Here is a 25033-nt window from a genome sequence, read left to right on the forward strand (position 1 = left end):
GCCTGCGGCTGCCTCCCCCGGCCGGGCAGCCCAGCGCCCCCGGGCGGAGTCCCGGGGCGGGTCCGCCTCAGTCGATGCGGGTGGCCCACTCCCTGATCTTCGCGATCCGCGCCTGCAGCTGCCCCGCTGTGCAGGCCGCCGTCAGCGGGCCGCCGCAGACACGGCGCAGCTCGTTGTGGATGGTGCCGTGCGGCTGGCCGGTGCGGTGGTGCCAGGCGCCCACCAGGCCGTTCAACTCCTTGCGCAGCTCACCCAGTTGCTGGTGGGTCACCACTGGCCGCTTCTCTGCGGGCAGCTCCAGCAGGTCGGCCTCCTCGGCCGGCTTGGACCTGGAGCGCTGGATCTGCCGGTGCTGACGACGCTGCAGCAGCAGCTGCACCTGGTCCGGCTCCAGCAGCCCGGGGATGCCGAGGTAGTCCTCCTCCTCCTCGGAGCCGGCATGCGCCTGCATGCCGAACTCCTTGCCGTCGTAGAGGACCCGGTCGAAGACGGCGTCGGACTCCAGCGCCTCCCAGGGCAGTTCGTCCAACCCGGCATCGGCCTCGTCCTTGGTCTTCTCCGCCTCGGCGAGCAGCGCGTCCTCCTGCGCGAACAGGCCGTCCTCGCCCTTCTTCTGACGGTCCAGCACGTGGTCGCGCTGGAGCTCCATCTCGTTGGCGAAGCCCAGCAGGACCGGAATGGTCGGCAGGAACACGGAGGCGGTCTCGCCGCGCTTGCGGGCGCGCACGAAGCGGCCGACGGCCTGGGCGAAGAAGAGCGGCGTGGAGATCGAGGTGGCGTAGACGCCCACGGCCAGCCGGGGCACGTCCACGCCCTCGGAGACCATGCGTACCGCGACCATCCAGCGCGAGTCGGACTCGGAGAAGTCCGAGATCCGCTTGGACGCCTCGGCCTCGTCGGAGAGGACGACGGTCGGCTTCTCGCCGCAGACCTCGCGGATGATCTTGGCGTAGGCGCGGGCGGACTCCTGGTCGGAGGCGATCACCAGGGCGCCCGCGTCCGGGATGGACTTGCGCACCTCGGTCAGCCGGCGGTCGGCCGCGCGCAGCACGTTGGGCATCCACTCGCCCTGGGGGGCGAGCGCGGTGCGCCAGGCCTGGGCGGTGACGTCCTTGGTCATCGGCTCGCCGAGACGGGCGGCCAGCTCGTCGCCCGCCTTGGTGCGCCAGCGCATGTTGCCGCTGTAGGAGAGGAATATCACCGGCCGGACGACGTGGTCGGCGAGCGCGTTGCCGTACCCGTAGGTGTAGTCCGCGACGCTGCGCCGGGCCCCGTCCGGGCCGGGCTCGTAGCGGACGAAGGGGATCGGATTGGTGTCCGAGCGAAACGGCGTACCCGTCAACTGCAGCCGCCGGGTGGCCGGTTCGAAGGCCTCGAAGATCGCGTCGCCCCAGGACTTGGAGTCGCCCGCGTGGTGGATCTCGTCCAGGATGACCAGGGTCTTGCGCTGCTCGACGCGGTTGCGGTGCAGCATCGGGTTGACGCCGGCGCCGGCATAGGTGATCACCACCCCGTCGTAGTCCCGGGGCAGCGGCCCGCTGCTGTACGCCGGGTCCAGCTTGATCCCTATCCGCGCGGCGGCCTCGGCCCACTGCTTCTTCAGGTGCTCCGTCGGCGCGACCACGGTGACCTGCTGGACGACGTGGTTGTGCAGCAGGTACGACGCCAGCGTCAGGGCGAAGGTGGTCTTGCCCGCGCCGGGCGTCGCGACCGCCAGGAAGTCCCGGGGCTGCGTCTCGATGTACTTCTCCATCGCGGCCTGCTGCCAGGCCCGCAGCTTGCCCGCGGTACCCCAGGGGGCGCGCCCGGGGAAGGCGGGAGACAGGTGATGGGAGCTGGTTGCGGTACTCACGGTCTCCGAGGGGTCGGCCAGTGGGACAACCAGAGAAGACTACCGGCGAAGCCGGAGCTACCCGCGCAGCGCGCGCAGCCCGTCCGCGATGTCCTTGACCTCGTCGAGCTCCCCCGTCGCCACCGCGACGACCAGGATCTCCGCCGCATCGATGTCGGGCCGCAGCTCCACACCGTTGAGTGCGAGAAAGGTCACGCAGCTCAGCCAGGCGGTGCGCTTGTTGCCGTCCAGCAGGGGACGGTTGACGGCCAGCGACTGCAGGAGCGCCGCGGCCTTCTCCATCAGACCTGGGTAGGCCTCCTCGCCGAACATCGCTGCGGAGGGGCGGTGCGCGGCCGACTCGAGCAAGCCGATGTCGCGCACCACCACGTCCATGTCGTCGCAGGCGTGCTCGGCGACGATGAGGATCTCCTCGGCCGAGAGGTAGAGAAAGCTCACTTGAGCCGCTCCATGAGCTCCCGCCACTTGGCCGCCTGCTCCAGCGCGGTGCGACGCACCATCGCCTGCTGCGTCGTCCGGGCCAGGTACTCCTCCAGCGCTGTGACCACTATGGCGTGCATGCTCACCCCCTCCGCCTCAGCGCGCTCCCGCAGGGCCTCGTTCAGGTCGTCCCGAAGACGCAGGTTCATCGCCATGACGCCAGGTTAACTCCTATGACCCCAAAGTGGTACCACTCGATCGGGTGATCCGGCCGCTCACCGCCGCGCCGAGGAGGGCGACGGCGGCCATGGTCCAGAAGATGGCGGCGAAGCCGCCCGCGCCGTGGCCGACGGAGGCGAAGAGGACGCCCGCGAGCAGGGTGAGCGAGACGTTGCCCAGGGAGTCGCTGACCTGGAGGGACGCGGAGTTGGCGCCGGTGTCCTCGGGGGTGGACAGGTTCAGCGTCAGCACGCCGATGCTGGCGAACATCAGCCCCATGCCGATGCCACCGCAGGCCCAGCCCACCGCCACCAGCCACGCGGGGACGGACGGGACCAGTGCCGTCGAGGCCACCGCGATGGCCAGCGCGGAGGCGACGAAACCGCCGCGGATCAGCAGCGGGCGGCGCGACTCGGCCCAGCTCCGGCCCTGCAGGAAGGAGCCGAGCGCCCAGCTGAGCGCGCCGCTGGTGAGCGAGAGCCCGGCCAGCGTCGGCGACAGCCCGCGCTGGGAGACCAGCATCAGCGGGATGAACGCCTCCGCCGTGAAGAACGCGCCCGCGGCCACGCCGCGCAGCAGCACCACCGTGGGCAGCCCGCGCGCGGCCCGGAAGGTGCCGGGCGGCAGCAGCCGCACCGCGGTCGGCGCGACCAGCGCCAGCCCGGCCGCCGCGGGCAGCAGCGCCAGCAGGTCCAGCCGCTGTCCGGCGTACTGCAGCAGGCCCGCGCCTGCGGCGAGCCCGAGGGCGAGCAGCAGCCGACGCCGGTCGAGCGCCCAGGTGGGCGCGGACTCCGGCTCGAGCGAACGAAGTTGAGGCAGCATCAGCACCAGCGGCAGCACCACCAGGACCGGGATGGACAGGAACACCCAGCGCCAGCCGATGTTCTCGGTCACCGCCCCGGAGACCAGCGGCCCGACGATGGACGGCAGCACCCAGGCCGCGGAGAAGGCGGAGAACACCTTCGGCCGCAGCCGCTCCGGGTAGGCGCGGCCCGCCACGACGTACAGCGCGACGATGACCATCCCGCCGCCCAGCCCCTGGGTGGCCCGGCCGCCGACGAAGGTCCACATGTTCTGGGCGGTGCCCGCGATCACCAGTCCCGCGCCGAAGAGCGCGATGCCGAGCCCGAGGGGCGCGAGCGGGCCGCGCTTGTCGCACCACTCCCCCGAGACGACCATCGCGAGCAGGCTCGCGGTGAAGTACCCGGAGAAGGCGAAGGCGTACAGCCCGAGCCCGTGCAGCGCGCGGGCGGCGACGGGCATGGCGGTGTTGACGGCCATCGCCTCGAACGCGATCAGCAGGACGCAGGAGACGATGCCGATCGTCAGCATGCGGTAGGGCCGGTCGAGGACGCCGGGGAGGCAGTCGTCGGCGACGGCGGAGGAGGAGCGGGCGAGCGTGGTCACCGGGCCATGGTAAGGGGCAAGAGCGACAGTCGCCTCTGTCATTTCTTGCGGGCACATTGCCGGGCATTGCAATCGTCCGCAGACGATTGACGCCCTGCGGGCGGGCCTGGCTGACTGTTCTTCAGCAAAGCCCGCCCGCGTGCCCGAGTGGTTCAGGGGATCGCCTGCAAAGCGGTTTACACCGGTTCGAATCCGGTCGTGGGCTCTGTTCACTCCGGCGGGGGCCGCGCAGCGGTTCCCGCCGGAGTCATGGGGTGCCCGAACGCGGAACCCCGAAGCGGCCGCGCGCCCCGCCCCGGGCGGCGGCTTCCGCCGCGGCCCGGTCACGCGAAGCGGCTGCCCGGGCGCGGCGCATGGGCCTGGGGCCGCCCGACGGTGACTGCCGCAGGTGCGGGAGACCCGGACTCCTCCGGCCTGCGCCGGGGGCGGCGGTGCGCCGGAGGCGGCCGGCCCCGCCAGCACCGCACCCTGCCCGGCTGGGCCGGGGTGCCTCCATCGCGCGGAATCCGTCCGGGATGTGACGGAGGATCAGCGTGAGCCGGTCGGCGTCTCCACCTTCCGCACCCGCGTCGGCGCCCCGCCCACGCGGCGCTCGCGGACCGGGCGGCCGCGGAGTCGCGGCAGCCGCTCCCCTCCGGCGAGGAACGAGCTGGGCGCGGAGGACCCGCCGGACAGGAACCGCCGCGGCGCGACGGCCACAGGCACGGGGAGCCTCCCGCCCGCCCGCTACCGCTCCGCTCAGGCACCACGCAGCACCGCGGCCACCCGCGGGGAATCCCTCCCGCAGGTGGGCCGCGACGGCCACAGGCACGGGGAGCCTCCCCGCCCGCTGCCGCTCCGCTCACGCACCGCGCAGCACCGCGGCCACCCGCGGGAGATCCCTCCCGCAGGTGGGCCGCAACGGCCACAGGCACGGGGAGCCTCCCGCCCGCCCGCTGCCGCTCCGCTCAGGCACCACGCAGCACCGCGGCCACCCGCGGGGAATCCCTCCCGCAGGTGGGCCGCCTCCCGAGTGGTGGGCCAGCCACCTCCCGGGTGGTGGGCCGGTGCTCGCGCCCCTGGCGGGCCGGTCTCAGTGCAGAGGGGCGACGTCGTCGGCGGGGATCGGCAGGCGGGAGATGTCCGCGCCCGTCGCGGCGCGGACCGCCGCGGCGATCGCCGCGGGGGCGACGACCGCCGGGGCCGCGCCCACGGCCTTCGCGCCGAAGGGCGCGACGACGTCCCGCTCCTCCGCGAGCAGCGCGATCCGCACGGCCGGTGCGTCCAGCGAGGTGGGCAGCCGGTAGGCCGCGAAGGACGTACCGCCCACGTACCCGCCCTCGACCGGCAGGTCCTCCATCAGGGCCATGCCCAGGCCCTGGGTCACCCCGGCCTCGATCCGGGCGGCGATCTGCGCCGGGTTCAGCGCGCGGCCCACGTCCTGGGCCACCGTCACGTCCACCACCCGCACCGTGCCCAGCTCGATGTCGACGTCCACCACGGCCCGCATCGCGCAGAAGGCCAGCGAGACGAAGGCGTCACCCTGGCCGGTCTCGGCGTCCAGCGGCTCGGTCGGGTGGGGGCGGCACTGGGCCGTGGCCCACAGGTCCTTGCCCTCCAGGGCCTCCAGCACCGGCATGCCCAACACCCCGTCGTACGAGGTGATGCGGCCGTCCTTGATGCTGAGCAGCTCCGGGGACATCGCGAACTTCGCGGCCAGCGGCTGGAGCAGCTGGTGACGGACCATCAGCGCCGCCCGCTCGACCGCTCCACCCGCGACCCAGGTCTGGCGGCCGCGCGCGGCGGGGCCGGTGCCCGGCTGGTCGGTGTCGACGGCGGCGATGTAGACGTCCTCGACGCCGAGCACCTCCTGGACGATCTGCTTGGCCAGCGTCTGGAAGCCGGAACCCGGGTCCACCGCCGGGCAGATGACGGACGCCTGCGAGCCGGTGACCCGCACGGAGGCGGTGGCCACCTCGTCGGTGCCCTCGATGCCGAGCATGTGGACCAGGCCCACCGCGTAGCCGATGCCCCGTCGCACCGCGCCCGGATCGCCCGCGCCGCCGGGGCCCTCGGGCAGCAGCCACTCCGCGTCCGGCTGATCCACCGGCAAAGGCGGCAGCGGCTCCGCGGCCACCGCGTCCAGCAACTCCCGTACCGGAGCGGGGCAGGTGACGGCCTGTCCGGTGGGCAGCAGGTCGCCGGTCGCCATCACGTTGCGGCGGCGGATCTCCAGCGGGTCCAGTTCGAGCGCGGCGGCCAGCCTGTCCATCTGCGACTCGTAGGCGAATGCCGCCTGCACCGCGCCCTCGCCGCGCATCCGGCCGGCGGGCGGGTTGTTGGTGCGCACCGCCCAGGCGTCCACGAAGACGTGCGGGACCACGTACGGCCCCGCCGCGAGGGCCGCCGCCTGCGCCAGCGCCTCGCTGCTCACGTCCGCGTACGCGCCGCCGTCCAGCAGCAGTTGGGCCTCGACCTTCACCAACCGGCCCTCGGCGTCCGCGTGGTGGCGGTAGCGCAGCAGCGCCGGATGCCGGTGCGGGTGGGTGAGGAAGGACTCCTCGCGGGTCAGCGCCATCTTCACCGGGTGCCCGGTGCGCAGCGCGAGCAGCGCGAGCACCGCCTGGAAGCCGAGGTCGTCCCGGTCCGTCGTGGCGCCGGGGACGCCGCTGACGACCAGGCGGACCCGGTCCGGCTCCAGGCCCAGGCAGCCGGCGATCCGGTCGCGGTCGCCGTGCGGGTCGGTGGACGCGACGTGCAGTTCCACGCCGCCGTCCGGGCGCGGCACGGCGAGGCCGGCCTCGGCGGCGAGCGGCGCGGGGTCCTGGCGGCCGACCCGGTACAGGCCCTCGACGACGACCTCGCCGACCACGTCCGGGTCGCCGAAGCGGACCGGCTGGTGCCGGAAGAGGTTGCCGTCGGGGTGCAGCGGAGGGGCGTGGAAGGACTGCTCGGGATCGGTCAGCGGCTCCAGCAGCTCCCAGTCCACGACGATCGCGGCGGCGGCCAGCCGGGCGGTGTCCGGGTGGTCGGCGGCGACGGCCGCGAACGGCTCGCCGTGGTGCCGGACCACGCCGGTGGCCAGCACCGGGCGGTCGTGGACGACGGGGCCGGTGGGCGCGCCGTCCGACACGCCGTCAGGTCCGGGCGGCAGGTCCTCCGCGGTGACCACGGCGTAGACGCCGGGGAGCGCCAGCGCCGCCCGGGTGTCGATGGAGCGGATCCGCGCGTGCGGGAAGGGCGAGCGGGCGACCGCGCCCCAGAGCAGGCCCTCGGCCCACAGGTCGGCGGCGTAGGGGAAGACGCCCATGGTCTTCGCGGGCGCGTCCTCCCGCACCGGCGAACTGCCCAGCCCGCGCCGGGGCGCGGCGGCCTGCACCGGCACGGCGGCGACGGCGGCGCCGGTGGCGCTGCCGGGGGCGCCTTCCGCCACGATGACCAGGTTGGTCAGCGTCTCCTCCGGCGAGGAGGGGGTCTTGGCGGGTTCGCTCATGCCCCGGCCTCCGGGCGGTGCTGGGTCGGCAGCGTGAAGGTACCGGTGGTGCTGTTCGGGTCGTCCGGTCCGTACCCGCCGTTGGCGGGCTGGTAGGCGTAGGCGTCGTAGTCGTAGCCGGCGTCGTACGGGCCGTGCTGGGCCGGGACGTCGGCGGTGGTCTCGGTCAGCGGGTCCACATAGACGGGCAGTTCACCGTCCTGAGGGCCCGTCAGGTCGAGCAGCCCGGCGGCGTCGAGCTCCGTCTCGCCCAGCTCCGTCGTGCCGGGCTCCTGGGCCGGTGCGGTGGCGGGCTCCTCCGCCGTGGTCTCGGCGCGAGCGGCGGCCACCTTGCGCACGGCCGCGAGCGCCCCCGCGTAGCCGGTGCAGCGGCAGAGGTTGCCGCACAGCGCCTGCCGGGCCTCCAACTCGGTGGGCTCGTGGTTGCGCTGGAGCAGGTCGTGCACGGCCATGGCGAGCCCGGGGACGCAGAAGCCGCACTGCACCGCACCGGTCTCGGCCAGCGCCCGCTGCACGTCGGACGGCGTCCCGTCCTCGGCCAGGCCCTCGACGGTGCGGATCTCCACACCCGCGGCGAGCGCGGCGGGCACCAGGCAGGCGGCGGTCAGCTGGCCGTCGACCTGCACCGAGCAGGCGCCGCACTCCCCTTGGTCGCAGCCGGACTTGGCGCCGGCGAGACCGAGGCGCTCGCGCAGCACGTAGAGCAGGCTCTCGCCGATCCAGGCGTCCACGACCGGCCGGTCCAGGCCGTTGACGCGCAGGGTGTACGACGCGCGCGGCGAGTCGTCGAGGGTGAAGCCCTGGCTCGCCAGGGGGTCACCGGTCAGGTAGTCCGTCACTTCAGCGCCCTCCCGAGTGCGCGGCGGGCCAGCACCGACACCGTACGCCGCAGCCGGAGCACCGCGGCGCCCGGCCCCCCGTCCATGCCCTCGGGCGGCTCGGGGACGCAGGCGGAGGCGACGTAGTCGCCGAAGGCGGCAGCGGCGGCGGGCTCGATGGTGCGGTCGCCGTCCCAGTCGATGCAGCCGGCCACCCAGGCCTCGGCCTCAAGTGGCCGCAGCGGCACGGGAGCCACGGCCCCGACCGCGCAGCGGACGCTGCGCCGGGCCGGGTCGAGGACGACGGACACCGACGCGGTGGCCCGGCCCGGCCCGGTCCGCCCGGTGGCCTTGAGGTAGACCTGCGGCGCGTGCAGCAGCGGAACCCGGACGAAGGCCAGCAGTTCGCCCTCGCGCAAGGGGTCGATGCCGGTGAGCAGATGACTGACCGGCACCTCCCGGACGCCTTCCGGGCCGATCAGCGTGAGCGTCGCCTCCAGCGCGGCGAGCACCGGCAGGGTGTCTCCCGCGGGGTGGGCGGAGACGACGTTACCGCCCAGCGTGCCGACGTTGCGCACCTGCGGCGGGCCGACGGTGGCGGCCGCCTCGGCCAGGCCGGGGATCAGCGCGGCGAAGTCGGGACGGGCCATCCGCGCGTGGGTCAGGCCCGCGCCCAGCAGGGCCGCCCCGTCCTGGTACTGCCAGCCGCGCAGTTCCGCGATCCGGCCCAGGCCCAGCAGCGCCACCGGACGCAGCAGGCCGGCGTTGACCGCCCCCATCAGGTCGGTGCCGCCCGCGACCGGGACCGCGCCCGGCGCCTCGGCCAGCGCCTCGACCGCCTCCTCCAGCGATGCCGGGAGCATGATCGTCTGGTTCACTCGTGTCCCACCGTGCTCGGGCTGCTCACGCCGCCACCCTCATGGCCGTACGGTACGTGCAAACGCCCCTCCCGCGCACCCATCCTCGCACCGCCGCTGGGGACACTCTGGCACAGCCTCACACCCGCGGGGGCACCCCGTCCCTGGGATTGCCGGGGACACCGGGCCGCCGCTGCCAGGGCCGCGGCCCGGACTCGGGCCGGTACTCGACGCCGAGCGCGTCGAGGCGCGCGTAGTGGGCGGCGCGCATCCGCCGCTCGAAGCCGGCGAAGTCCCGCTCGGCGGGCTCGTCGGGCAACGGGGACCAGGCCACCTCCGCGAAGGCGGCGAGCCGGGGGAAGGCCCGGTAGTCGACCTCGCGGGCGTCGGCCGTGAACTCGGTCCACAGGTTCGCCTGAGTCCCGATCACATGCGCCGCCGCCTCCGGTTCCTGATGCAGCGTCGGGGGCACCGGCTCGAAGCGGTAGACGTCCTCGAGCGAGCGCACCCAGCCGATCGGCACGGGCTCGTCCGCCCCGGGTGCCTGCCGGTGGTCGAGGTAGACCTGCTGCTCGGGACACATCACCACGTCATGTCCGGCGCGGGCGGCGGCGATTCCGCCGGCGTACCCGCGCCAGGACGACACGGCCGCCCCCTCGGCCAGCCCGCCCTCCAGGATCTCGTCCCACCCGATCAGGCGACGGCCCCGGGCTGCGAGCCAGGCGTCGAAGTGGCGGATGAACCAGCTCTGCAGCGCGTCCTCGTCCGCGAGTCCGAGCTCCTTGATCCGCGCCTGCGCGGAAGGGCTGGCGCGCCACTGCTCCTTGGGGCACTCGTCCCCGCCGAGGTGGACGAAGGTCGAGGGGAAGACATCCAGCACCTCTTCGAGCACGTTCTCGAAGAAGCGGAGCGTTCCGTCCTCCACGTTGAGGACGTTCGGGTTGACGCCCCAGTCCGTCCAGGTCCGCAGCGCTGCGGTGTCGACGACGTCGTGGTTGCCCAGCTCCGGGTAGGCGGCGATGGCGGCCTGCGAGTGGCCCGGGACGTCGATCTCGGGGACGATGGTGATGTGCCGCTCGGCGGCGTAGGCGACGATCTCGCGCAGGTCGTCCTGGGTGTAGTAGCCGCCGTGCGGGGTGTCGTCCCGCCGTTGGGCGGTGCGGTAGCCCACCATGGACCTCTCGCGCCAGGCGCCTGCCCTGGTCAGCTCCGGGTAGCGCCGGACCTCGACGCGCCAGCCCTGATCGTCCGTCAGATGCAGGTGCAGGACGTTGAGTTTGTGCGCGGCGAGCAGGTCGAGGTAGCGGAGCACGTCGGCCTTGGGCAGGAAGTGCCGGGCCACGTCGAGCAGCACGCCGCGCCAGCCGAAGCGCGGCGCGTCGGCGATCGCGACGGCGGGCAGCGCCCACCCGCCCCGCTTGACCGGCGCCCGCCGGAACGCCTCGGGCCCGAGCAGTTGGCGCAGCGTCTGGGCGCCCCAGAACACCCCGGCCGCGTCCCCGCCGACGATGCGGACGCCGTCCGGATCCACCGTCAGCCGGTAGCCCTCGGCGGGCAGGGCGGCGTCGACGGCGAGGTCGATGCCGGGCCGGCCGGGCGGCAGGTCGTAGCCGGTGGCGGCCCCCAGGGCGGAACGAAGCCACCGCTCGGCGCTCCCGGCACCGGGGCCCGAGCCGAGCCCGGTCCCCGGCCCCAGCGTGAACACGCCTTCAGCGGTGGCCTGCTGAACGGAGGCGGGGGCGGGAACCAGCGCATGCGGCAGATGCATGGGCCGTATGCTGCCCCGGCCTCAGCTCACTTGTCTCCGTCGCCCTTCTTCGGGCCGCCGTCCAGGCCCTCCCAGATCTCCTTGCACATGGGACAGACCGGGTACTTCTTCGGGTCGCGGCTGGGCACCCAGACCTTGCCGCAGAGCGCGACGACGGGGGTGCCGGAGAGGGCGCTCTCCATGATCTTGTTCTTGTCGGCGTAGTGCGCGAAGCGCTCGTGGTCGCCGTCCCCGTGCGAGGTCTGCGGGACCGGCTCCACCAGCGTGCTCGTGCCACCAACCGGCTGCTCAGGCTCAAGGGTGCTCATGCCGCCCCAGTCTAGGCACGGCCCCGTGAGGGGCGCGAGGAACTGGGCGACCGGCCCACCAGCCGGGGAGGTCCGGCCCCAGGTGCGGGACGCACCTCCGCGGGTGGTGGGGTTGCTCGCGCAGTTCCCCGCACCCCACGGGGCCTTCGGCCCCAGGGGCGGCCCCTGGTGCTCAGTTCAGTGACGGGTCGTCAGGGTAGGTCGCGACCAGCGCCAGCGCACCGCGCTGGCGGCGCAGGACCGAGCGCCACAGGCGCTCGGGCTCGGGCGCGAAGACATCCCCGGGCTCGGAGTCGACCACGTACCACGCCCCCTCCAGCAGCTCGTCCTCCAGCTGCCCGGGCGACCAGCCCGCGTACCCCGCGAACACGCGCAGCGAACCCAGCTCCGCCGCCAGCAGTTCGGGCGGGGCCTCCAGATCGACCAGGCCGATCGCCCCGTGCACCCGGCGCCAGCCGAGCAGTTCCTCCTCGGGCTGCTCCCCGGGGACGACCGCTAGGGCCAGCGCCGAGTCCAGCCCCACCGGGCCGCCCTGGAACACCACCGGCGGCTCGCCGGCCAGCGCGGCCCACGGCTCCAGCACCGAGCCCACCGTGACCGGCGTCGGCCGGTTGAGCACGACCCCGAGGCTGCCCTCCTCGTCATGGTCGAGCAGCAGGACGACCGCGCGGTCGAAATTCGGATCCGTCAGCGCGGGCGTGGCCACCAGCAGTCGCCCGGTGAGCGAGACGGCCTCGGTCATGTCCGACATGATCCCGCTCCCCTTCCTCCCGGGGCAATCGAAACGCGCCACCTGTGGACCACTCTGAGACCTTGCCCACAGCCGCGCGCGTCGAAGGCCTACCCCGCCTGGGAGTTCACGATCCCTCGACAGACGGGAACCACCGGCACGGCCATTACCATCTCTCAGGGTGGCAACCCCCTGCCCACGCTTCCTCACCTTCTCCAGGATCGCGAGAACATGACCGACGACGTCCTGATCGTCCACGGCGGCAACCCGCTCGAGGGCGAGATCCGTGTCCGCGGCGCGAAGAACCTCGTGCCCAAGGCCATGGTGGCCGCTCTGCTGGGCCAGGAGCCGAGCCGCCTGCGCAATGTGCCGGACATCCGCGACGTCAAGGTGGTCCGCGGACTGCTGCAGCTGCACGGCGTCCTCGTGCAGGCGGGCGAGGAGGAGGGCGAGCTGGTCCTCGACCCCTCGCACGTCGAGGCCGCGAACGTCGCGGACATCGACGCGCACGCGGGCAGCTCGCGCATCCCGATCCTCTTCTGCGGCCCGCTGCTGCACCGCCTCGGCCACGCGTTCATCCCCGGTCTCGGCGGCTGCGACATCGGCGGCCGGCCGGTGGACTTCCACTTCGACGTGCTGCGCCAGTTCGGCGCGACCGTCGACAAGCGCCCGGAGGGCCTCTACCTGGAGGCGGCCCAGCGGCTGCGCGGCTGCAAGATCGAGCTGCCGTACCCGTCCGTCGGCGCCACCGAGCAGGTGCTGCTGACGGCCGTGCTCGCCGAGGGCGTGACCGAGCTGCGCAACGCGGCCATCGAGCCGGAGATCGTGGACCTCATCTGCGTGCTGCAAAAGATGGGCGCGATCATCTCGATGGGCACCGACCGGACCATCCTGATCACCGGCGTGGACCGCCTCGGCGGCTACACCCACCGGGCCCTGCCGGACCGCCTGGAGGCGGCCTCCTGGGCTTGTGCGGCGCTCGCCACCGCGGGCGACATCTACGTCCGCGGCGCGCGCCAGCTGGAGATGATGACCTTCCTGAACACCTTCCGGAAGGTCGGCGGCGCCTTCGAGGTGGACGACGAGGGCATCCGCTTCTGGCACCCCGGCGGCGAGCTCAAGGCCATCGCCCTGGAGACGGACGTGCACCCGGGCTTCCAGACCGACTGGCAGCAGCCGCTGGTCGTCGCGCTCACCCAGGCGGCCGGGCTGTCCATCGTGCACGAGACCGTGTACGAGTCCCGGCTGGGCTTCACCTCGGCGCTGAACCAGATGGGCGCGCACATCCAGCTCTACCGCGAGTGCCTGGGCGGCACGCCGTGCCGCTTCGGCCGGCGGAACTTCCTGCACTCCGCGGTGGTCTCCGGCCCCTCGAAGCTGCAGGGCGCGGAGCTGGTCATCCCCGACCTGCGCGGTGGCTTCTCCTACCTGATCGCCGCCCTGGCCGCGCAGGGCACCTCGCGCGTCCACGGCATCGACCTGATCAACCGGGGCTACGAGAACTTCATGCAGAAGCTCACCGCCCTCGGCGCCCACATCGAGACGCCGTAGGCGTCCCGGCGCATACGGCAACGGCCGGTCACCCCGAAGGGTGACNGGTGACCGGCCGTTGCCGTATGCCTGCCTCGGGCTCACTTGCCCTTGGCGGCCTCCTTCAGCTTGGAGCCCGCGGAGACCTTGACGCTGAAACCGGCCGGGATCTGGATCGGGTCGCCGGTCTGCGGGTTGCGGGCGGTACGAGCCGCACGGTGGGTGCGCTCGAAGGTCAGGAAGCCGGGGATGGTGACCTTCTCGTCGCCCTTGGCGACGACATCGCCGACGACCTCGGCGAACGCGGCCAGGACGGCGTCGGCGTCCTTGCGGGTCACCTCAGCGCGCTCGGACAGCGCGGCCACCAGCTCACTGCGGTTCATGTGTACTCCATGTGGTCTGTTGCGTTGCGTTGCGTTCCCCGGCGCCCCGGTCGGCGGTCCCCTGCTTGCCCCAAACAGAACCGCGGCCGTGACTGCCGAAGCGCGCCACCCGACAGCGGTGGCGACCCGTGCAGGTCGTGCAAAGCTCCTGCTCGGGGATGAATCCTGCCCCCATTGCTGCCGGGAAAGCGAATCCGGCACCCGCAGGGGTCACACGAACAGAGCCACCGTGGTTCTCCGGTGACAGCTCGCCCAGACTCCTGCGGACACTTTAGGCGGACGTTCCGTATCTGTCGGACGCGACGCGCCGGTGCAGGGATACCGTACGCCCTGGCACCGACAGGCCCAAACGCGGGCCTGACGGTGTTTCACCCGGTGTCCGGCGGGACGTCAGTTCCTGATCGCCGGGAAGCTGCCGGTCTCGGTGACGCCGGGGGTGACCTGAGCCTCCCCGGCGGCCTGGGCGGCCTCGCGCACGGCGGCGGCGACGGTCTTCGCCACGTCAGCGTGGAAGACGCTCGGGATGATGTAGTTGGCGTTCAGCTCCTCCGGGCCCACCGTGGCCGCCAGGGCCCGGGCGGCGGCCAGCATCATCTCGGTGTTGACGGTCCGGCTCTGCGCGTCCAGCAGGCCGCGGAAGACGCCGGGGAAGACCAGCACGTTGTTGATCTGGTTCGGGAAGTCGGAACGGCCGGTGGCCACCACCGCGGCGGTCTGCCGGGCCACCGCCGGGTCCACCTCCGGATCCGGGTTGGCCAGCGCGAAGACGATCGCGCCCTCGGCCATCGCGGCGATGTCCTCGCCGTTCAGCACGTTCGGCGCGGAGACGCCGATGAAGACGTCGGCGCCGCGCACGGCGTCCTTGAGCGAGCCGGTGCGGTTGCTGCGGTTGGTGTTCTCGGCGATCCAGCGCAGCGAGTCGTCGAGGTCGTCGCGGCCCAGGTGGACCACGCCGCGCACGTCGGCCACGGTGGCGTGCTCGACCCCGGCGGCCAGCAGCAGCTTCAGGATCGCGGTGCCGGCCGCGCCGGCGCCCGACATCACCACCCGGACGTCCGCGATGTCCTTGCCGACCACCTGCAGCGCGTTGGTCAGCGCGGCCAGCACGACGATGGCGGTGCCGTGCTGGTCGTCGTGGAACACCGGGATGTCCAGGGCCTCGCGCAGCCGCGCCTCGATCTCGAAGCAGCGCGGGGCGGAGATGTCCTCAAGGTTGATCCCGGCGAAGCCCGGGGCGATGGCCTTGACGATCTCGACGATGGCGTCGGTGTCCTGGGTGTCCAGGCAGATCGGCCACGCGTCGATGCCCGCGAAGCGCTTGAAGAGGGCCGCCTTGCCCTCCATGACCGGCAGCGCGGCCTTCGGGCCGATGTTGCCGAGACCGAGCACCGCGGAGCCGTCGGTGACGACGGCGACGCTGTTGCGCTTGATGGTGAGACGGCGGGCGTCGTCGGGGTTCTCCGCGATCGCCATGCAGACCCGGGCCACGCCCGGGGTGTAGATCATGGACAGGTCGTCGCGGTTGCGGATCGGCAGCTTGGACGACATCTCGATCTTGCCGCCCAGGTGCAGCAGGAAGGTACGGTCGGAGACCTTGCCGATGCTGACGCCCTCGATGGTGCGCAGCTTCTCGACGATCTCCTCGGCGTGCGCGACCGAGGCGGTCGCGATGGTCACGTCGATCCGCAGGGCCTCCAGCCCGGAGGCGGTGACGTCGAGACCGGTGACCGAACCGCCGGAGGACTCCACGAGCGTGGTGATCTGGCTGACCGCGTTGCCGCGCGCGGGCACCTCCAGACGCACGGTGATGGAGTTGGACACACTGGGCACGGTCGCCATCGACGTTCCTTCTTCCGGCTTCAGGCAGGCTGCGGGCTTCGGGACGATCGTCGCACCTACTCGCTGGTACCTGAAAATATTGTTCCGCGTCGTGGATAGTGCCGTGAGATTGCCGGTGCGGGAATGCTTCCCGGGGGGCGTGCGTTACTCTGGCTGTACGGCACCGGCTCGATCCAAGCCCCCGGGCCCAACCTTCGTCGCTACGAGCGACCACTTGCCGCGAGGCGAGCATGGCGGGTCGGTGCCGTACCTTCTGACGAAGCATCAGCGAAGGCCCCGGTTCAGGTAGTTGAACCGGGGCCTTCGCCTCTTCAGGGGCGCGAGGCTGTGGACATGTGCGGCTCCGCCGCACGGGCCAGACCAGCCCACCACCCGGGGAGTCCGTCCCCGATCAACGGACGGACTCCCCGGGTGGTGCGCTGGTCGCGCTGGTGCCGCCCGCCGGAAGGATGGGGATCCTCGCGCCCGTGGCGGGCTGCAACTACTGGAGCAGCGCTGGGACTCCCGCCGAGTCGGGGAGGTCCAGCGGGCCCGAGAGGACCGTGAGGCGCTGGGTCGCGCGCGTCAGCGCGACGTACAGCACACGCAGGCCCGCCTCCGACTCGCCCGCGATGCCCGAGGGGTCGGCGACCACCGTGGCGTCGTACTCGAGGCCCTTGGCCTCGAGGCTGCCGAGGGCCACCGCACGGTCGCCCAGGCCGGCGATCCACCGCGCGGCCTCGTCCCGCCGGTCCATCGGGACCACGATCCCGACCGTGCCGTCGACCTCGGCCAGCAGCCGCTCGACCTCCGCGCGGGCCGCCGCGCCCATCCGCTCCTCCGCCGCGACAGCGGTGAAGCGGGGCACAACTCCCGTGGCCCGCACGGCCTTCGGGGCCTCCGTCCCCGGCGCGGCCTGGGCCAGCACCCGAGCGGCGACCTCGGCGATCTCCGCCGGGTTGCGGTAGTTGGTGGTCAGCGTGAACCTCCGCCGGGGCTTGCCCCCCAGCGTCTCGTCCATCGCCGCCGCCGCCTCGGCCGGGTCGATCCAGGAGCTCTGCGCGGGGTCGCCCACGATCGTCCAGGTGGCGTTGCGGGCGCGGCGGCCGACCATCCGCCACTGCATGGGCGTCAGGTCCTGCGCCTCGTCCACGATCACGTGGGCGTAGTCGCTGCGCTCCCGGCGGGCCGCCTCGCGGGCCTCCTGGTCGCGGCGGATGCGGTCCCCGTAGGTCGTCACCTCGTCCAGGCCGGTGAGGAGTTCGGCCGGGTCCACCTCGCGCGACCGCGCGCGCGGCGGCTCGCCGAGCAGCGTCTGCAACTCGTCCAGCAGGGCGGCGTCGTGGGCGCTGAGGGCGCCCTCGCCACGGGGACCGAGGTGCTGCCAGGAGTCGGCCAGCAGCCGGACCTCCTGACCGGACAGCGCGCCGCGCGCCTGGCGGGACAGCCGCCGCGGGTCCCGCAGCGTGCCCAGCACCTGACGCGGCGTCAGCAACGGCCACCAGGCGTCCAGGAAGGAGAGGAAGCGGTCGTCGTCGGAGAGGTACTCGTCGAAGCTCTCGCGCTGCCGCTGCAGTTCCTCGCGCTCGTAGCGGTCGACGGGGGCGGGGCGGCCCCGCAGCAGCCGGGACCAGAGGGCGTCCAACAGCAGCCTTCGGGCCCGGGGCTTGAGCAGGTTGAGCGGGGTGGTGCCGTTCAGCGCGGTGCGGCGCAGCTCACGCAGGGCGTGCTGATCCAGCGTCAGCACCTCGCCCATCGCACTGACCCGCAGTTCGGTCGGGGTGTCCCGGCGGTCCAGCGCGGCCCGGGCCGCGCGGCGCAGCAGCGCGACCATGCGGGCCGAGCCCTTGATCCGGACCACTTCGGGGCTGTCGTAGCGCTCGGCCTCGACGCCCTCGACCAGGTTGCCGATGGCGCGGATGGCGACCTGCCCCTCCTCGCCCAGGGACGGCAGGACGCCCTCGGTGTACGAGACGAGCAGCGGCGTGGGGCTGACGACCAGGATGCCGCCCGCGTACTTGCGGCGGTCGTGGTACAGCAGGTAGGCGGCGCGGTGCAGGGCGACGGCGGTCTTGCCGGTACCCGGGCCGCCGGTGACCAGGGTGGCCCCGGCCGCCTGGGCGCGGATGACCACGTCCTGCTCGTGCTGGATGGAGGAGACGATGTCCCGCATGGTGTGGCTGCGGGCCCGGCCCAGGGTGGCCATCAGCGCCCCGTCGCCGACGACGGCGACGGGCTCGCCGTCCAGGGTAGGCTCCAGGTCCGGGCGGAGCAGGTCGTCCTCGACGCCCAGCACCCGGCGCCGCCGTGAGCGGATCACCCGGCGGCGCAGCACCCGCCCCGGCTGGACCGGGGTGGCCCGGTAGAACGGCGCGGCCGCGGGCGCGCGCCAGTCGATGACGAGCGGCCCGTACTCGGCGTCGAGGACGCCGAGGCGGCCGATGTAGAGCGTCTCGGCGATGGTCGGGTCGTCCGGGTCCAGCGGGGTCTGCGAGGGAATGCCGTCCTCCTCGGGCGCGTCGGGCGCCTGGAGGTCGATACGGCCGAACAGGAAGTCCTCGTACTCGTTGGTCAGCCGGATGAGGTGCCGCCCGGCGGCGGACACCTGCGCGTCCCGCTCGGCGTAGGCGCCCGGGGTGCCGGCCTGCCACTTCTGCGAGGCCTCGTCGAGCAGGAACTCCGCCTCGGCGAGCTTCTCGTTCAGGCGGGCGTAGACCTGGTCGAGATGCGCCTGCTCGATGCCGATCTCGCGCTCGCGAATCGATTCGTCAGTGTCGGCGGCCTGGGTGGATCTCGGCGCGGGCATGGGCTCCCTGTCAGCGGCGGAACAGTATTCGCAGAACGGAAGATCTTACGCCAACGCCCACCTCCGGCGCCCGTAGGGCCCCTCAGGGCTGCGAGGCTGTTGCCGATCCGCTGCTCCGCCGGAGGGGCGCGGCCAGCCCACCACCCACGAGGTCCGCCCCTGACTGGAGGCCGGACCTCCCCGGGTGGTGGGTCACTCGCGCAGTTCGTCGCGCCCCTGAAGGCGCACTCGCCGTTCTTCGGCGTCCGGGGCCAGGAAGGACAGGAGGGCCGCCGCCTCGGTTTCCACAGGCTGGGGATCCGTGGACCGGAACAGCTCCACCGTCAGGACGACTGCGCCGTCCTTCTCCCGCTCCCACGACCAGCCCCCGGCCAGGCGGCCGTCGACCAGCACGAACGGTCGCAGGCCGTTCCCCCGGGCCGCCAGCGCCGCCCACGACGCCGGGTCCAGGACCCGGGCCCGGTCCTTGTGCGCCAGCAGGACGTTGTCGTAGTCCGGCAGGAACCGCACCGGTGCCGGCGTGTCGGGATCCGGTCGAGGGGCATCCGGCAGGTCGAACAACTCGCGCCCGCTGCCCGCGTCCTGAAAGACCCTCAGCTCGGGGCGGAGCCGTTCGAAGACCTCCCCGAGCCGGGTCAGTCCGCACCAGGCCTGGGCGTCCATCACGCTCGCGGGGCCGAAGGCGGCCAGGTAGCGGCGGATCAGCCCGGGCACGTCGACCGACTCCGGCAGGCCCCGGCCTAGCCACTCCTCCGCCGTGGTGGACCGGGTCGCGCCGCTGCGCCGCCACAGGCCCCGGGGCGGGACCTGGACGAGCGGCAGGCGGTCCCGCACCGCCCAGGCCAGCGTCGCGGGCGCGTTGCCGGGGAAGCGCTCCGCCAGCGCCGCGCCCAGCCGGGCGTTGGTCAGCGGACCCTCCAGGTGCAGCACCTCGCGGGCGGCCGCCTCCAGTGCCTCAGGGGTGACGCCGGTCAGCTCCTTGCGGTAGACCGCCGTGCCGTACCGGCCGCGGTCGTTGACCGGCTGGCACCAGCGACGCAGCGTGAGCGCGTCCTCGGCGCCGTGCAGGTGGATCGTGCCGCGCAGGGTCGACATCCGGACCAACCGCCGGGACTCCAGCAGCTCGGAGGCGGCCTCCGGGTCGAAGCCGTCGATCCTGCTCCAGAGCGCCGTCCAGGGTGCGCCGGGCACCTGCGCCTGCAAGCCGACCAGCCCCGCGACCGCCTCCTCGACGCCGGTGCGCCGCCGGGCGAGCAGGCCCTGGCGGGCCAGCAGCGCCCGGTTGAGGTCACGCTCCGTCAGCTTGTCCGTACTCGTGCCCACTTGCGTGATCACCACCGTTTTCGCTTGTCTGTACACCGTGATCAGCGATCGTGCCCCTGTGCTCTACCTGCTCGGCTCCGCCGCGCCGCCCGTGCTCAACATCGCCGTGGCGGTCGAGCAGGCGCAAGCGGCCGGCTGGTCCGTCTGCCTCGGGCTCACGCCGACCGCGGCCGGCTGGCTCGCCCCGTACCTGCCGGGTCTCGAGGCGCTCACGGGCCACCCCGTGCGCACGTCCTACAAGCTCCCCGGCGAGCCGGACGTCTGGCCGGCCGCCGACGTGGTCCTGCTCGCACCGGCCACCTTCAACACGCTGAACCGCTGGGCGCTCGGTCTGACCGACTCCTTCGTGCTCGGCTACGCCTGCGAGGCGCTGGGCCGGGGCATACCCACGGTCGCCCAGCCCTGCCTGAACGCCGGTCTCGCCGCCCACCCGGCGCACGCCCGCAGCCTGGAGGCGCTGACCGCGGCCGGGGCGCAGATCCTCCCCGGGCAGCCCGCCGAGGGCGAGGAGTTGGACTTCCCCTGGGCGGAGGCCCTGCAGAACGCCGCGAGCCGCCTCGTCTGACGACGGGCGGCTCGCGGGGACACATGGGGTCGGTGGTGGAGGTGGCGGGAATCGAACCCGCGTCCTGTGGTGCGGAATCAGGGCTTCTCCGAGCGCAGTCCGCTGTGCTTTTCTCAGCCCCGGCAGTCACGCGGACAAGCTGCCGACGGGCTCAGTCACTGTTGGTTGTTCCGTACGCCCCCGTGACCGGGGCGGACGGTGGAGTCCCCTTGCTTATGCCAGGATCCGGGACGGGGACGCGCCCGGTCTGACACCTTCGAAGCTCGCTCAGGCGGCGAGGGCGAAGGAATCGCGCTTGGAGTTGGCGATTATTGTTTGCGGCACGTGGTTTACGAGATCATTGCCGCGTTTCTCGGCTCGCTTCCCCTGCTTCGACATCCCCAGTCGAAACCGATCACCCCCATGTGGTGGTGCTGTTCAGTTGTCAAGACAACCGGCGGACCGGATGTCATCCCTCACGGCCTGGGGAGCCGGTCGGGACATGCCCATGGTACGGCGTGCATACCTCCAAGGTCCACTGAGTTAACCCTGGCGGCGGCGCACGGCGGACAGCGCGCGCTCGGTCTCCCGGCGGTCCTGCTTCTCCCGCAGCGTCTGGCGCTTGTCGTGCAGCTTCTTGCCCTGGGCGAGGGCCAGGTTGAGCTTGGCGCGGCCGTCCTTGAAGTAGATGGACAGCGGGACCAGCGTGTAGCCCGTCTCCTTGAGCTTCTGCTCCAGCTTGGCGATCTCGTACTTGTGCAGCAGCAGCTTGCGCTTGCGCCGGGCGGCGTGGTTCGTCCAGGTGCCCTGGGCGTACTCCATGATGTGCACGTTGTGCAGCCAGACCTCGCCGTTGGTGACGTCGGCGAAGCCGTCGACCAGGGAGGCCCGGCCGGCCCGCAGCGACTTCACCTCGGTGCCCATGAGGACCATGCCGCACTCGTACTCGTCGATGATGTTGTAGTCGTGCCGCGCCTTCTTGTTCGAGGCGATGAGCTTGTTGCGCGGGTCGTCTTTTTTCTTCGCGTTCTTCGTGGCCATGATGCGGGCCATTGTCGCACCAGGCCGGGCCGTTCGGCACGGAAGTTAGCGGGCGGGCCCGTCGTCCCCGGCGAGGTCGTCGAGCACGTTCAGCGCGGTGGTGGTCGCGGCCTCGGCGCCCGCCGAGGAGGGGACGAGGACGTCGGGGGCGAGGCCGTTCGCGGAGGGGTCGCGCCCTTCCGGGGTGAGGTAGGTGCCGACGGTGTGCTCCAGGATCCGGCCGTCGGGCTGGGCTGCGGGCTGCTGGACCGCGCCCTTGCCGAAGGTGGGCGAGCCGACAACGACGGCCCGCCCGCGGTCCTGCAGCGCACCGGTGACCAGCTCGGCCGCGCTCATGGTGCCGCCGTCCACCAGCACCACCAACGGCGTCGTGGTGTCGCCGCCCCGGGCCGCCGCGATCACCTGGGCGCTGCCGCCGCCCTGGGGCCGGTACCTGGCCACCGGACCGCCGTCGAGGAAGACCGAGGCGGTGGCCACCGCCTCGTCCACCAGGCCGCCCGAGTTGCCGCGCAGGTCGAGCAGGACGCCCGTACCGGAGCGCGCCCCTCGTACGGCGGCGGCGACGCGCTTGCCGACGCCCTCGGTGAAGGCGTCCAGCGAGATCCAGGTGACCCCGCCGGGGAGCTTGTCCACGGTCACGTCGTCCGCGTCCAGCACGGTGCGGCGCAGCAGCACCTCGCGCTGCCGGAGCCCGTGACGGACCGTCAGCCGCACCGTCGAGCCGCTGCCGCCGTCCCGGAGCAGGGCGACGACCTCGGTCACAGGCAGGCCGTCCACGGGGGCGGCGCCGATGCGCAGCAGCCGGTCGCCGATCGCGACCCCGGCCCTGGCGGCCGGACCGCCGGACAGCACTCGGCTGATGTCCACCTCGCCGGAGGGCCGACGCACCACCCACAGGCCGACGCCCACGTAGTGGCCGCTCAACTCCTCGGTGAAGCCCGCGAACTGCTCGCGGGTGTAGGTCACCGCCCAACGGTCACCGGAGCGGGGCGCCGCGTCCGCGGAGCCGGAGCGGGGCGCCGTCTCGGAGCCGCCCCAGGCGCCGGTTCCCACGCCGACCAGGCACACCACACCGAACACCAGGCCGAGGGCCAGGTGTCTGCGGATCACACGAGTCGTACCGGGCACGGTCGTTGAGTCTAGAGCGACGAAGGGGGCGCACGGGTACGCAGTCGGCGAAAAGCCCCGGACGCAGTAGGCGTCCGGGGCTTCTCCGTATCGTCCGACGATGCGCGGATCAGACCTTCAGGTACTTCCGCAGCGTCAGGAAGGCGGCAGCGGAGGACATCGCGATACCGATGACCAGGAGCAGCGGCATCACCTTGAACACCGGCCCCCAGCCGATGAAATTGAACAGCGTGATCTGCTTGGCCAGGAACTGGTCGATCAGCAGGTACTTGCCGACCATCAGCATGCCCGACGCCAGCACCGCGCCGACGGTGGCCGCGAACGCGGCCTCGGCGATGAACGGCATCTGCACGTAGTAGTTGGAGGCGCCGACCAGTCGCATGATCCCGGTCTCACGCTTCCGGCTGAAGGCCGAGACGCGGACCGTGTTGACGATCAGCAGCAGGGTGACGCCCAACATGATCACCATGATGATGATGGCCGTGAACTGCGCGCCGTTCAGCAGCTTGAACAGCGGCTTGAGCACCTCGTTCTCGTCCACCACCTGCTTCACGCCGGGGGTGTCCGACACCAGGCTGGTGATGATCGCGTAGTGCTGCGGGTTCTTCAGCTTGACCCGGAAGCTGTCGTTCATGTTGCTCGGCGAGATCATCGGGATCAGCGGGTTGTTCGGCTGCTGCGACTTGAAGTTGTCGTAGGCCTGCTGCTGGGTCTCGGTGTAGATCTTCTCGACCTCGCCGGTCTTCATCAACTGCGCCTGGATCTGCGCCTTCTGAGCGTCCGTCACCGGCCCGCCGGCGCAGCCCTTGTACTCGGGGTTCTTCGAGTCGGGCTTGTTGCACAGGTAGATGGAGACCTCGACCTTGCTGCTCCAGTAGCCGCGCATCTGGTCGACCTGGGTGCGCAGCAGGATCGCCGCGCCGGCCAGGGCCAGGGACAGGGCCACACTCACGATCACCGCGACGGTCATCGTCAGATTGCGCCGGAGGCCGATGCCGATCTCCGACATCACGAACTGGGCTCGCATGTTCTCTCTGTCCTCCGTGCCGGCTCAGTGCTGGTAGCCGTAGACGCCGCGCGACTGGTCGCGGACCAGGTGACCCTGGTCCAGCTCGATCACGCGCTTGCGCATCTGGTCGACGATGGCCTGGTCGTGCGTGGCCATCAGCACCGTGGTGCCGGTGCGGTTGATGCGGTCCAGCAGCTTCATGATGCCCACGGAGTTCTGCGGGTCCAGGTTTCCGGTGGGCTCGTCGGCGATGAGCAGCATCGGGCGGTTCACGAAGGCGCGGGCGATGGCCACACGCTGCTGCTCACCACCGGAAAGCTCGCCCGGCATCCGGTCCTGCTTGCCGGCCAGGCCGACCAGTTCGAGGACCTCGGGCACCACCTTGTTGATGGTGGAGCGCGGCTTGCCGATCACCTCCAGCGCGAAGGCGACGTTCTGGCCCACCGTCTTGTTGGGCAGCAGGCGGAAGTCCTGGAACACGGTGCCGAGCTGGCGCCGCATGTGCGGGACCTTCCAGTTGGAGAGCCTGGCCAGGTCCTTGCCCAGCACGTGGACCGCGCCGGTGCTCGGCCGCTCCTCGCGCAGGATCAGTCGCAGGAACGTGGACTTTCCCGAGCCGGAGGATCCGACCAGGAAGACGAACTCACCCTTCTCGATCTCGAGCGAGACGTTGTCCAGGGCGGGACGGTTCTGCCTCGGGTAGGTCTTGGAGACGTTGTCGAATCGGATCACGGCTGCATCACGGTCGGCCAGTCTAGGGGGACAGGGCTCCGAGAAGGCCAGGCACGACGCCGGGGGCGCTTCCCGCCCGGGCTTCTCGACCCGGAGACCCTACGCGAATCCGGCGGCGGCGCGCAGGCCACCGGCGGGAATGGTGGGGGAGTTCACGGACAAACACCTTCAAAACGGTCATCCAGCACCACCCGTTCGTAGGAATGTAAGGAAACCGTGCCGGTATCGCACCAGAACGTCCACCACAGGCGGGCCGGATTCACCGCAACGTGGCACAGTGGAGGTGGACACGCGAGGGAACCCTCTGTCCAGGGGGACTCGTTGCACTACCGGAGGAGGAGATCGCATTGACGCTCGACCGTCTGGTGTGTGCCAACTGCTCGAACCCGGTGGCAGAGGGGCGCTGCCCCACCTGCCGGGCCAGTCGGCAGCGGCTGCAGGAGCAGCAGGGGCTGTTCGGCTCCCTGTCCCCCACGGCGCTGATCGCGCTGCTCGCGGCACTCGTCGCCTGCGCGCTGATCGCCCGCCACGCGTTCGCCTGACAGGCGGACCGGCACGGACGAAGGACGAAGGGCCCTCCCGCTCGGCGGGAGGGCCCTTCGTCATGCCGTAAGCCGGTCGGTCAGGCCGTGCGGCGCACCCGCGGGCCGAAGCGGAAGACCGCCCCGCCCAGCACGAAGGTGGTGCCGCCCGCCAGCAGCAGCGGCGTACTGCTGTCGGCGCCGGTCTCCGCGAGCCGCTGCGAGGGCGGCGCCTGCTTGATCGACACGGGTGCGGCGGAGGCGCCGCTGCCGTCCGAGTCCCCCGGCGCGGTGGCCGGGCCGCTCTGGCTGCTGCTGGCGGTCGCGCCCGGGGAGCTGGGAGCGGC

Annotated in this window: 23 protein-coding genes, 1 tRNA gene and 1 other RNA gene; 4 read left to right on the forward strand and 21 right to left on the reverse strand. The window is 72.4% G+C overall.

Annotation, left to right across the window (positions count from 1 at the left end; all coding sequences use genetic code 11):
* Positions 1–67: 67 nt before the first annotated feature.
* From ACFP3V_RS05395 to ACFP3V_RS05410, 4 genes are read right to left on the reverse strand one after another with little or no spacing between them, the layout of a single operon-like run.
* The gene (locus ACFP3V_RS05395; protein WP_380580285.1) at positions 68–1852 is read right to left on the reverse strand and encodes a DEAD/DEAH box helicase; all 1785 of its coding nucleotides are present in this window, start codon (positions 1850–1852) and stop codon (positions 68–70) included.
* Between the two features lie 57 nt (positions 1853–1909).
* Entirely contained in the window at positions 1910–2290 is a 381-nt protein-coding gene (locus tag ACFP3V_RS05400) for a type II toxin-antitoxin system death-on-curing family toxin (protein ID WP_380580287.1), read from the reverse strand.
* The gene (locus ACFP3V_RS05405) at positions 2287–2487 is read right to left on the reverse strand and encodes a ribbon-helix-helix protein, CopG family (protein WP_380580289.1); all 201 of its coding nucleotides are present in this window, start codon (positions 2485–2487) and stop codon (positions 2287–2289) included. Before ACFP3V_RS05405 ends, ACFP3V_RS05400 begins: the two co-directional genes overlap by 4 nt.
* A gap of 16 nt (positions 2488–2503) precedes the next feature.
* The gene (locus ACFP3V_RS05410; protein WP_380580291.1) at positions 2504–3940 is read right to left on the reverse strand and encodes an MFS transporter; all 1437 of its coding nucleotides are present in this window, start codon (positions 3938–3940) and stop codon (positions 2504–2506) included.
* A 91-nt stretch (positions 3941–4031) separates the two neighbouring features.
* On the opposite strand from ACFP3V_RS05410, the gene ACFP3V_RS05415 reads away from it, so the two are divergent.
* A tRNA-Cys gene (locus ACFP3V_RS05415) sits at positions 4032–4103 on the forward strand.
* A gap of 323 nt (positions 4104–4426) precedes the next feature.
* On the opposite strand, the gene ACFP3V_RS05420 is transcribed toward ACFP3V_RS05415, so the two are convergent.
* From ACFP3V_RS05420 to ACFP3V_RS05450, 7 genes are all read right to left on the reverse strand, one after another.
* Positions 4427–4603, reverse strand: a complete 177-nt coding sequence (locus ACFP3V_RS05420) for a hypothetical protein (protein WP_380580293.1) — start codon at positions 4601–4603, stop codon at positions 4427–4429.
* Positions 4604–4970: 367 nt separating this feature from the next.
* On the reverse strand, positions 4971–7370 hold the full coding sequence (locus ACFP3V_RS05425; RefSeq protein WP_380580295.1) for a xanthine dehydrogenase family protein molybdopterin-binding subunit: 2400 nt from the start codon (positions 7368–7370) through the stop codon (positions 4971–4973).
* Positions 7367–8209 (reverse strand): (2Fe-2S)-binding protein, encoded by an 843-nt coding sequence (locus tag ACFP3V_RS05430; protein ID WP_380580297.1) that lies wholly within the window; start codon positions 8207–8209, stop codon positions 7367–7369. The genes ACFP3V_RS05425 and ACFP3V_RS05430 overlap by 4 nt, the downstream gene beginning before the upstream one ends.
* Positions 8206–9051, reverse strand: a complete 846-nt coding sequence (locus ACFP3V_RS05435; protein ID WP_380580329.1) for an FAD binding domain-containing protein — start codon at positions 9049–9051, stop codon at positions 8206–8208. Before ACFP3V_RS05435 ends, ACFP3V_RS05430 begins: the two co-directional genes overlap by 4 nt.
* 133 nt (positions 9052–9184) lie before the next feature.
* On the reverse strand, positions 9185–10813 hold the full coding sequence (locus tag ACFP3V_RS05440; protein WP_380580299.1) for a beta-N-acetylhexosaminidase: 1629 nt from the start codon (positions 10811–10813) through the stop codon (positions 9185–9187).
* A gap of 26 nt (positions 10814–10839) precedes the next feature.
* Positions 10840–11121: a DUF3039 domain-containing protein gene (locus tag ACFP3V_RS05445; protein WP_380580301.1), complete on the reverse strand. Its 282-nt coding sequence runs from the start codon at positions 11119–11121 to the stop codon at positions 10840–10842.
* Positions 11122–11293: 172 nt separating this feature from the next.
* Complete coding sequence (locus ACFP3V_RS05450; RefSeq protein WP_380580303.1) at positions 11294–11872, reverse strand: YqgE/AlgH family protein; 579 nt, start codon at positions 11870–11872, stop codon at positions 11294–11296.
* A gap of 210 nt (positions 11873–12082) precedes the next feature.
* On the opposite strand from ACFP3V_RS05450, the gene murA reads away from it, so the two are divergent.
* Positions 12083–13402 carry a UDP-N-acetylglucosamine 1-carboxyvinyltransferase gene (gene murA / locus ACFP3V_RS05455; protein WP_380580305.1) on the forward strand — a complete coding sequence of 440 codons (1320 nt, stop codon included), beginning with the start codon at positions 12083–12085 and terminating at the stop codon, positions 13400–13402.
* A gap of 80 nt (positions 13403–13482) precedes the next feature.
* Here the strand turns inward: murA and ACFP3V_RS05460 are convergent, their stop codons facing one another.
* The 4 genes from ACFP3V_RS05460 to ACFP3V_RS05475 all read right to left on the reverse strand — a co-directional run bounded on the left by ACFP3V_RS05460 (position 13483) and on the right by ACFP3V_RS05475 (position 19711).
* On the reverse strand, positions 13483–13764 hold the full coding sequence (locus ACFP3V_RS05460) for an HU family DNA-binding protein (RefSeq protein ID WP_380580307.1): 282 nt from the start codon (positions 13762–13764) through the stop codon (positions 13483–13485).
* 390 nt (positions 13765–14154) lie between these two features.
* A complete protein-coding gene (locus tag ACFP3V_RS05465; protein WP_380580309.1) occupies positions 14155–15603 on the reverse strand; it encodes an NAD-dependent malic enzyme in 1449 nt (482 codons plus the stop codon).
* A gap of 481 nt (positions 15604–16084) precedes the next feature.
* Positions 16085–18388 carry a HelD family protein gene (locus tag ACFP3V_RS05470; RefSeq protein WP_380580311.1) on the reverse strand — a complete coding sequence of 768 codons (2304 nt, stop codon included), beginning with the start codon at positions 18386–18388 and terminating at the stop codon, positions 16085–16087.
* 192 nt (positions 18389–18580) lie between these two features.
* On the reverse strand, positions 18581–19711 hold the full coding sequence (locus ACFP3V_RS05475; RefSeq protein WP_380580313.1) for a winged helix DNA-binding domain-containing protein: 1131 nt from the start codon (positions 19709–19711) through the stop codon (positions 18581–18583).
* 37 nt (positions 19712–19748) lie between these two features.
* Here ACFP3V_RS05475 and ACFP3V_RS05480 point away from each other — a divergent pair, with 37 nt between their 5' ends.
* A complete protein-coding gene (locus ACFP3V_RS05480) occupies positions 19749–20276 on the forward strand; it encodes a flavoprotein (RefSeq protein ID WP_380580315.1) in 528 nt (175 codons plus the stop codon).
* Between the two features lie 33 nt (positions 20277–20309).
* On the opposite strand, the gene ssrA is transcribed toward ACFP3V_RS05480, so the two are convergent.
* From ssrA to ftsE, 5 genes are all read right to left on the reverse strand, one after another.
* Positions 20310–20678, reverse strand: a transfer-messenger RNA (tmRNA) gene (gene ssrA / locus ACFP3V_RS05485).
* A gap of 120 nt (positions 20679–20798) precedes the next feature.
* Positions 20799–21296, reverse strand: coding sequence for an SsrA-binding protein SmpB (gene smpB, locus ACFP3V_RS05490; protein WP_380580317.1), 498 nt, complete (start codon positions 21294–21296; stop codon positions 20799–20801).
* A 45-nt stretch (positions 21297–21341) separates the two neighbouring features.
* Positions 21342–22424 carry a S41 family peptidase gene (locus tag ACFP3V_RS05495; RefSeq protein ID WP_380580319.1) on the reverse strand — a complete coding sequence of 361 codons (1083 nt, stop codon included), beginning with the start codon at positions 22422–22424 and terminating at the stop codon, positions 21342–21344.
* Between the two features lie 109 nt (positions 22425–22533).
* Complete coding sequence (ftsX, locus tag ACFP3V_RS05500) at positions 22534–23451, reverse strand: permease-like cell division protein FtsX (RefSeq protein ID WP_380580321.1); 918 nt, start codon at positions 23449–23451, stop codon at positions 22534–22536.
* Positions 23452–23475: 24 nt separating this feature from the next.
* The gene (ftsE, locus tag ACFP3V_RS05505) at positions 23476–24165 is read right to left on the reverse strand and encodes a cell division ATP-binding protein FtsE (RefSeq protein WP_380580323.1); all 690 of its coding nucleotides are present in this window, start codon (positions 24163–24165) and stop codon (positions 23476–23478) included.
* A 347-nt stretch (positions 24166–24512) separates the two neighbouring features.
* On the opposite strand from ftsE, the gene ACFP3V_RS05510 reads away from it, so the two are divergent.
* A complete protein-coding gene (locus tag ACFP3V_RS05510) occupies positions 24513–24707 on the forward strand; it encodes a hypothetical protein (RefSeq protein WP_380580325.1) in 195 nt (64 codons plus the stop codon).
* 80 nt (positions 24708–24787) lie between these two features.
* Here the strand turns inward: ACFP3V_RS05510 and ACFP3V_RS05515 are convergent.
* Positions 24788–25033: LPXTG cell wall anchor domain-containing protein (locus tag ACFP3V_RS05515; RefSeq protein ID WP_380580327.1), on the reverse strand; the 246-nt coding region annotated here is incomplete at its 5' end.

The organism is Streptacidiphilus monticola (assembly GCF_042658505.1).
Taxonomy (GTDB): Bacteria; Actinomycetota; Actinomycetes; order Streptomycetales; family Streptomycetaceae; genus Streptacidiphilus; species Streptacidiphilus monticola.

Coding starts and splice junctions, on each gene's coding strand:
- ACFP3V_RS05425 (WP_380580295.1), bottom strand. CDS start 7,370: ATGAGCGAACCCGCCAAGACCCCCTCCTCGCCGGAGGAGACGCTGACC.
- ACFP3V_RS05470 (WP_380580311.1), bottom strand. CDS start 18,388: ATGCCCGCGCCGAGATCCACCCAGGCCGCCGACACTGACGAATCGATT.
- ACFP3V_RS05410 (WP_380580291.1), bottom strand. CDS start 3,940: ATGACAGAGGCGACTGTCGCTCTTGCCCCTTACCATGGCCCGGTGACC.
- ACFP3V_RS05465 (WP_380580309.1), bottom strand. CDS start 15,603: ATGGCGACCGTGCCCAGTGTGTCCAACTCCATCACCGTGCGTCTGGAG.
- smpB (WP_380580317.1), bottom strand. CDS start 21,296: ATGGCCACGAAGAACGCGAAGAAAAAAGACGACCCGCGCAACAAGCTC.
- ftsX (WP_380580321.1), bottom strand. CDS start 23,451: ATGCGAGCCCAGTTCGTGATGTCGGAGATCGGCATCGGCCTCCGGCGC.
- ACFP3V_RS05450 (WP_380580303.1), bottom strand. CDS start 11,872: ATGTCGGACATGACCGAGGCCGTCTCGCTCACCGGGCGACTGCTGGTG.
- ACFP3V_RS05440 (WP_380580299.1), bottom strand. CDS start 10,813: ATGCATCTGCCGCATGCGCTGGTTCCCGCCCCCGCCTCCGTTCAGCAG.
- murA (WP_380580305.1), top strand. CDS start 12,083: ATGACCGACGACGTCCTGATCGTCCACGGCGGCAACCCGCTCGAGGGC.
- ACFP3V_RS05445 (WP_380580301.1), bottom strand. CDS start 11,121: ATGAGCACCCTTGAGCCTGAGCAGCCGGTTGGTGGCACGAGCACGCTG.
- ACFP3V_RS05460 (WP_380580307.1), bottom strand. CDS start 13,764: ATGAACCGCAGTGAGCTGGTGGCCGCGCTGTCCGAGCGCGCTGAGGTG.
- ACFP3V_RS05435 (WP_380580329.1), bottom strand. CDS start 9,051: ATGCTCCCGGCATCGCTGGAGGAGGCGGTCGAGGCGCTGGCCGAGGCG.
- ACFP3V_RS05405 (WP_380580289.1), bottom strand. CDS start 2,487: ATGGCGATGAACCTGCGTCTTCGGGACGACCTGAACGAGGCCCTGCGG.